The organism is Micromonospora sp. CV4, from assembly GCF_003667455.1.
Classification (GTDB): Bacteria; Actinomycetota; Actinomycetes; order Mycobacteriales; family Micromonosporaceae; genus Micromonospora.
In genome coordinates this window covers 1-7,039 of sequence record NZ_RCVI01000448.1, presented here as the reverse complement: position 1 = coordinate 7,039, position 7,039 = coordinate 1, and the positions used below count along the sequence as shown (strand labels likewise).

Sequence of the window (7,039 nt, the reverse complement as noted above, 5' to 3'; positions counted from 1 at the left end):
AGCTGGTGCACGCCGACGAGCTGATCAACCGGATCGCCACCGGCGCCGACCCGATCCGGGGCCGGAACACCCGCGCCACGGTCACCGGCACCCGCCCGGGTCCGGGGCGGGACCGGCGCGCCGGGGGGAACGGGCGGCGATCGCCGAACGGCGCCCCGGTGCCCGCGCTGGCTGACGGCGGCGGTCCGCGACGCGAGGTCGGGCCGGGCACGCCGGACCAGCCGCTCGGGCCGACCGGGTGGGCGCACCCCGGCGGTGAGCCCGCCGACGACGCCGGTGAGATCACCATGTACTACCAGCCGCAGATCGCCATCGCGACCGGCGAGGTGGTCGGCGTCGAGGCGCTGCTGCGCTGGCGGCACCCGCGGCGGGGAATGGTCGACCCGGAGGAGCTGATCCGGGTCGCCGAGCAGAGCGCGGTGATGCGGCTGCTCACCCGGCGGGTGGTCGACGACGTGGTGGAGCAGCTCGCCAAGTGGTCGGCGGCCGGTCTCGGGTTGCGGGCGGCGCTGAACGTGAGCGTGCGTGACCTGCACACCGGCGAGATCGCCGACCAGATCGCCGACCGGCTGGCCCGCTACGGGGTGCCGGCCGAGCGACTGCAACTGGAGATCACCGAGGGTGCCCTGATGGCCGACCCGCGCCGGGTCCTGGCCACCATCTCCCGGCTGCACAGGATCGGGGTGGCCATCGCCCTGGACGACTTCGGCACCGGATACTCCTCCCTCCAGCACCTGCGCCGGCTACCGCTGTCCGAGGTGAAGGTGGACCGCTCGTTCGTGCTGGGCATGGCCGACGACGCCGACGACGCGGCGATCGTCCGGTCGATGATCGAGCTGGCCGGGGCGCTGGGGCTGCGGGTGGTCGCCGAGGGCGTGGAGGACGAGCGGACCTGGCGGATGCTGCACGCCGCCGGCTGCGACGCCGCGCAGGGCTGGTTCTACGCCCGGCCGATGCCCGCCGAGGAGCTGGTCACCTGGCTGGCCCGGTACCGACCGGTCCGGCCGAGCGGCGGCCCGGAGCCCGACGCCGGCCGTCGTTCCACCCGCTGACCGCCCACCGACCCGGCGCGACCGGCTGGCGGAGGGGGAGTCGTGGACGCGGCACCGGAGCGGAACAATAGACTCGCTCCGGTCACCGCGCGTCACGCTCCACCCGTCGCGCGATCGGCACACCGCCCGACCAGCAGGACATCAGAAGGGGGCACGGATGGCCGCCATCTCCCGCGAGGAGGTCGCGCACCTGGCGCGCCTGTCGCGGCTCGCCGTCACCGAGGAGGAGCTGGACACCTTCGCCGGCCAGCTCGACGTGATCCTCCAGGCGGTCGCCCAGGTCGGCGAGGTCGCCGCGGCGGACATCCCGCCGACCTCGCACTCGGTGCCGCTGACCAACATCTTCCGCGAGGACGTGGTCACGCCGTGCCTGACCCCGCAGGAGGCGCTGTCGGGTGCACCCGACGCCGAGGACCAGCGGTTCCGCGTACCGCGGATCCTGAGTGAGGATGTGGCCTCGTGAGTGACCTGACCAGAATGACCGCCGCGGAGATCGCCGCCCTGGTCGCCGGCGGCGAGACCTCCGCCGTCGAGGTGACCCGGGCCCACCTGGACCGGATCGCCGCGGTCGACGACCGGGTGCACGCCTTCCTGCACGTCGACACCGACGGCGCGCTGGACGCTGCCCGCGCGGTGGACGAGCGCCGGGCCGCCGGCGAGGAGCTGGGTCCGCTGGCCGGCGTGCCGGTCGCGGTGAAGGACGTGCTGGCCACCCGGGGCGTGCCGACCACGGTGGGTTCGAAGATCCTGGAGGGCTGGCGCCCGCCGTACGACGCGACGATCGTGCAGCGGCTGCGCGAGGCCGGCACGGTCATGCTCGGCAAGACGAACATGGACGAGTTCGCGATGGGCTCCTCCACCGAATACTCGGCGTACGGCCCGACGCACAACCCGTGGGACCTCAGCCGGATCCCGGGCGGCTCGGGCGGTGGCAGCGCCGCCGCGCTGGCCGCGTACGAGGCGCCGCTGGCGATCGGCTCGGACACCGGCGGCTCGATCCGCCAGCCCGGCGCGGTCACCGGCACCGTCGGCGTGAAGCCCACCTACGGCGGCACCTCCCGCTACGGCCTGGTCGCCTTCTCCTCGTCGCTGGACACGCCCGGCCCGTGCGCCCGTACGGTGCTCGACGCGGCCCTGCTGCACCAGGTGATCGCCGGACACGACCCGCGCGACTCCACCTCGATCCCGCAGCCCGTGCCGGACGTGGTGGCCGCGGCGAAGCTCGGCGCGACCGGTGACCTGACCGGCGTACGGCTCGGCATCGTCAGCGAGTTCGTCGGCGAGGGCGCCGAGCCGGGTGTGATGGCCGCGTTCCGCGAGGCGGTCGACGCCCTCGCGAAGCTGGGCGCGGAGATCGTCGACGTGTCCTGCCCGACGTTCGTCCACGCGCTGCCCGCGTACTACCTGATCGCGCCGAGCGAGTGCTCCTCCAACCTGGCCCGGTTCGACGGCGTCCGCTTCGGCCTGCGGGTCGGCGACGACGGCAACCGGTCGCTGGAGGAGGTCATGTCGCTGACCCGGGAGGCCGGCTTCGGCCCGGAGGTCAAGCGCCGCATCATGATCGGCACGTACGCCCTGTCGTCGGGTTACTACGACGCCTACTACGGGCAGGCGCAGAAGGTTCGGACGCTGATCACGCGGGACTTCACCGCCGCGTTCGAGCGGGTCGACGCGCTGATCTCGCCGACCACCCCGTCGGTGGCGTTCCCGATCGGCGCGCGCACCGCCGACCCGTACCAGATGTACCTGGCCGACCTGTTCACCATCCCGACCAACCTGTACGGCGGGCCGGGCATCTCGGTGCCCTGCGGCCTGTCCGAGGGGCTGCCCGTCGGCCTCCAGGTGATGGCCCCGACGATGGCCGACGACCGGATGTACCGGGTCGCCGCCGCGCTGGAGTCCGCGGTCGGCACGTTCACCCCACCGGCACTGTGAGGCAGGAGCCCGAATGACGACGACGCTGCCCGCGTACGACGAGGTCGTCGCGCGCTACGAACCGGTGATCGGCCTGGAGACCCACGTCGAGCTGGGCACGAACACCAAGATGTTCTGTGGCTGCCCGACCGACTTCGGTGGCGAGCCGAACACCCGGGTCTGCCCGGTCTGCCTGGGCCTGCCCGGGGCGCTGCCGGTGGCCAACAAGGCGGCCATCGAGGCGATCATCCGGATCGGTCTGGCGCTGAACTGCTCCATCGCCGAGTGGTGCCGATTCGCCCGGAAGAACTACTTCTACCCGGACATGCCGAAGAACTTCCAGATCAGCCAGTACGACGAGCCGATCTGCGTCGACGGCTACCTGGACGTCGAGGTCGGCGGCGAGACGGTGCGGATCGAGATCGAGCGGGTGCACCTCGAGGAGGACACCGGCAAGACGCTGCACGTCGGCGGCGCCACCGGCCGCATCCACGGCGCGACCGAGTCGCTGGTCGACTACAACCGGGCCGGCATTCCGCTGGTCGAGATCGTCACCAAGCCCATTCCGGGCACCGGCGCGCTCGCCCCCGACGTGGCCCGGGCGTACGTCACCGAGCTGCGGGACGTGATCCGCACCCTCGGCGTCTCGGACGTGCGGATGGAGGAGGGTTCCCTGCGCTGTGACGTGAACACCTCCCTCAACCTGCCGGGTCAGGAGTGGGGCACCCGCACCGAGACCAAGAACGTCAACTCGCTGCGTTCGGTGGAGCGGGCGGTCCGCTCGGAGATGCTGCGGCAGGCCTCGGTGCTGGACGCCGGCGGCCGGATCACGCAGGAGACCCGGCACTTCCACGAGGAGACCGGGGACACCACCCCGGGGCGCTCCAAGGAGACCGCGACCGACTACCGGTACTTCCCGGAGCCGGACCTGGTGCCGATCGCACCGGACCCGGCCTGGGTCGCCGAGCTGAAGGCCGCCCTGCCGGAGCTGCCCCGGGTGCACCGGCGCCGGCTCCAGCAGCAGTGGGGGCTGTCCGACCTGGACATGCAGTCGGTGCTGAACGCCGGCGCGGTCGAGCTGATCGAGGCGACCGTCGCCGCCGGCACCACGCCGGCCGCCGCCCGCAAGTGGTGGCTCGGCGAGCTGTCCCGCCGGGCCAACGAGAGCGGCGTGGAGCTCGCCGACATCGGTGCCACCCCGGCCCAGGTCGCCGAGTTGCAGGGCCTGGTCGACGCCGGGAAGCTCAACGACAAGATGGCCCGCGCGGTGTTGGAGGGCGTGGTCGACGGCGAGGGCTCGCCCACCGAGATCATGACCAACCGGGGCCTGGAGGTCGTGTCGGACACCGGCGCCCTCACCGCCGCGGTGGACGAGGCGATCGCCGCCAACCCCGACATCGCCGACAAGATCCGTAGCGGCAAGGTCGCCGCGGCCGGCGCGCTGGTCGGCGCGGTCATGAAGACCACCCGTGGTCAGGCCGACGCGAAGACCGTCCGCGAACTCGTCCTGGAGCGCCTCGGCGTCCAGGGCTGATCCGTAGGGACGAACGGGCTGGCGCAGCATGCGTCAGCCCGTTCGCCGTGCAAACCGCATCCCCTCGCGAGGGCGTCAACGGCGACGCCCGGATGGAGTCACCGTGAACCAGCACGACCTCGATGTCCTCGACGAGATCCAGCGGCGGGTGCTCTGGCTCGCCACCCGGGTCGTGGACGCCGCCAACCACGACCGGGTCACCGGCGACGGCGTGAAGGTCGGCGGGCACCAGGCGTCCAGCGCCTCACTGGTCACCGCGATGACCGCGCTCTGGTTCGCGCACCTGGACGCGGAGGACCGGGTGGCGGTCAAGCCGCACGCCTCCCCGGTGTTCCACGCCATCCAGTACCTGCTGGGCAACCTGGACCGCTCGTACCTGCCGCGGCTGCGGGCCCGCGGCGGCCTCCAGTCGTACCCGTCGCGTACCAAGGATCCCGACGAGGTGGACTTCTCCACCGGCTCGGTCGGTCTCGGCGCGGCGGCGCCGCTCTTCGCCGCCGCCACCCGCCGGTACGTGGACGCGCACTTCGGCGCGCGCCCGCACTCCCGGTTCGTCGCGCTGATCGGCGACGCCGAGCTGGACGAGGGCAACATCTGGGAGGCTGTCGCCGACCCGGCCACGACCGGCCTGGGCAACGTCATGTGGCTGGTCGACTTCAACCGCCAGTCGCTGGACCGGGTGGTGCCCGGCATCCGGATCAACCAGTGGCGCGGCCAGTTCGAGGCCGCCGGCTGGCACGTCGTGGAGGTCAAGTACGGCCGGCGGCTCGCCGAGGCGTACGCCCGGCCGGGCGGCGAGGTGCTGCGCGACTGGATCGACGCGATGCCCAACGAGCAGTACCAGTCGCTGTTCGGGCTGGTTGGCCCGGCGCTGCGCAAGCAGTTCCTGGACGGCGCCCCCGCTGCGGTGGGCGCCTTCGTCGAGGGCATTGCCGACGAGGAGCTGGGCCCGCTCGTCACCGACCTCGGCGGGCACGACCTGCAGGCGATGCTCGACGCGTACGCCCAGTGCGACGCGGTCACCGACCGGCCCAGCGTCGTCTTCGCGTACACCGTGAAGGGTTGGGGTCTGCCCATCGCCGGCAACCCGCGCAACCACTCGGCGCTGCTCAGCAGCGAGCAGGTCGACACGCTGCGGGCCGCGCAGGGGTTGACCGCGGAGACCGAGTGGGACCGCCTCGACCCGGCGTCACCGGCCGGCATCCGGGCCGGCGCCCGCCGGGAGGCGCTGTCCCGCGCGCCCCGCGAGCGGGCGCTGGGGGTCACCGTTCCGGAAAGCACGGGAGTACGCGCAGCCAAGCCGATCTCCACGCAGGAGGTCTTCGGTCGGGTGCTGGTGGACCTGGCTCGCGACCGGGAGGTCGGGCGCTACCTGGTGACGACGGCGCCGGACGTGGCCACCTCCACCAACCTCGCCGGTTTCATCAACAAGACCGGGGTGTTCGCCCCCACCGAGCAGCGTTCCTGGACCGAGGACCGGATGCTGCGCTGGACGGAGAGCCCCGCCGGGCAGCACATCGAGCTGGGCATCTCGGAGATGAACCTGTTCCTGCTGCTCGGCCAGCTCGGCCTGTCCTGGGACCTGTCCGGGCAGCCGCTGCTGCCGGTGGGCACGGTCTACGACCCGTTCGTGCTGCGGGGCCTGGACGCGTTCCTGTACGGCACCTACTCCGGCTCCCGGTTCGTGGTCGCCGGCACCCCGTCGGGCATCACGCTGGCCCCGGAGGGTGGCGCCCACCAGTCCACCATCGCCGCCTCCGTCGGCCTGGAGCTGCCCGGGGTGACCTTCGTCGAGCCGGCGTTCGCGACGAGTCTGGACTGGCTGCTCTGCGACGCGCTCGGGCAGATCGCCGGCGGGTCGGCCCCGGCGGCGACCGCCGCGCCGGCCGAGGACGGCGCGTACTACTTCCGGCTGAGCACCCGCCCGCTGGACCAGGCCCCGTTCGAGGCGGCCCGCGCCCGGCTCGGTGACGCGGTGCTGCGCCGGCAGGTGGTCGCCGGGGCGTACCGGCTGGTGGACGCGCACCAGGCGTACCCGCACCTGGCCGACGCCCCGGTGGTGCAGCTGGCGGCCTCCGGCGCGGTGCTGCCCGAGGTACTGGCCGCCGCCGCGGAACTGGCCGAGGAGGGCGTCGCCGCGCACGTGGTGGACGTGACCTCGCTGGACCGGCTCTACCGGGCCTGGCAGCGCACGCTGCGCCAGGGTGTGCGGACGGCGACGGTGCCCAGCGTGCCGGGCGCGCTGCGGTCCGCGTTCGCCGACCGGGTGCCGGTGGTGACCGTGCACGACGCCGCGTCGCACGCGATGGCCTGGCTCGGGTCGGCGCTCGGCGCGCCGGCGGTGCCTCTGGGGGTGGACGAGTTCGGCCAGTCCGGCAGCGTCTCCGAGCTGTACGAGATGCACGACCTGCTGCCCGGCAGCATCGTCAACGCCGCCCTGGCCGCCCTCGCCCTGCGCTGACCCGCATCCTCGCCGCCCGCCGCCCCGGACGCTGGACCACGGTTTCCGGTCGTCCCCGCGGAGGCCGTCGGACTCAGC

At 73.2% G+C, this 7,039-nt stretch carries 5 protein-coding genes; all 5 read left to right on the top strand.

Annotated features, from left to right (window positions below; genetic code table 11):
- On the top strand, positions 1-1,052 hold a 1,052-nt coding region (locus tag EAD98_RS30395), incomplete at its 5' end, for an EAL domain-containing protein (protein ID WP_147457534.1).
- Positions 1,053-1,209: 157 nt separating this feature from the next.
- Positions 1,210-1,515 (top strand): Asp-tRNA(Asn)/Glu-tRNA(Gln) amidotransferase subunit GatC, encoded by a 306-nt coding sequence (gatC, locus tag EAD98_RS30390; protein ID WP_053659512.1) that lies wholly within the window; start codon positions 1,210-1,212, stop codon positions 1,513-1,515.
- Positions 1,512-2,987, top strand: coding sequence for an Asp-tRNA(Asn)/Glu-tRNA(Gln) amidotransferase subunit GatA (gene gatA, locus EAD98_RS30385; protein WP_121657374.1), 1,476 nt, complete (start codon positions 1,512-1,514; stop codon positions 2,985-2,987). The genes gatC and gatA overlap by 4 nt, the downstream gene beginning before the upstream one ends.
- A gap of 13 nt (positions 2,988-3,000) precedes the next feature.
- Complete coding sequence (gene gatB / locus EAD98_RS30380; RefSeq protein WP_121657373.1) at positions 3,001-4,500, top strand: Asp-tRNA(Asn)/Glu-tRNA(Gln) amidotransferase subunit GatB; 1,500 nt, start codon at positions 3,001-3,003, stop codon at positions 4,498-4,500.
- A 103-nt stretch (positions 4,501-4,603) separates the two neighbouring features.
- On the top strand, positions 4,604-6,961 hold the full coding sequence (locus tag EAD98_RS30375; RefSeq protein ID WP_121657372.1) for a pyruvate dehydrogenase: 2,358 nt from the start codon (positions 4,604-4,606) through the stop codon (positions 6,959-6,961).
- Positions 6,962-7,039 lie beyond the last annotated feature (78 nt).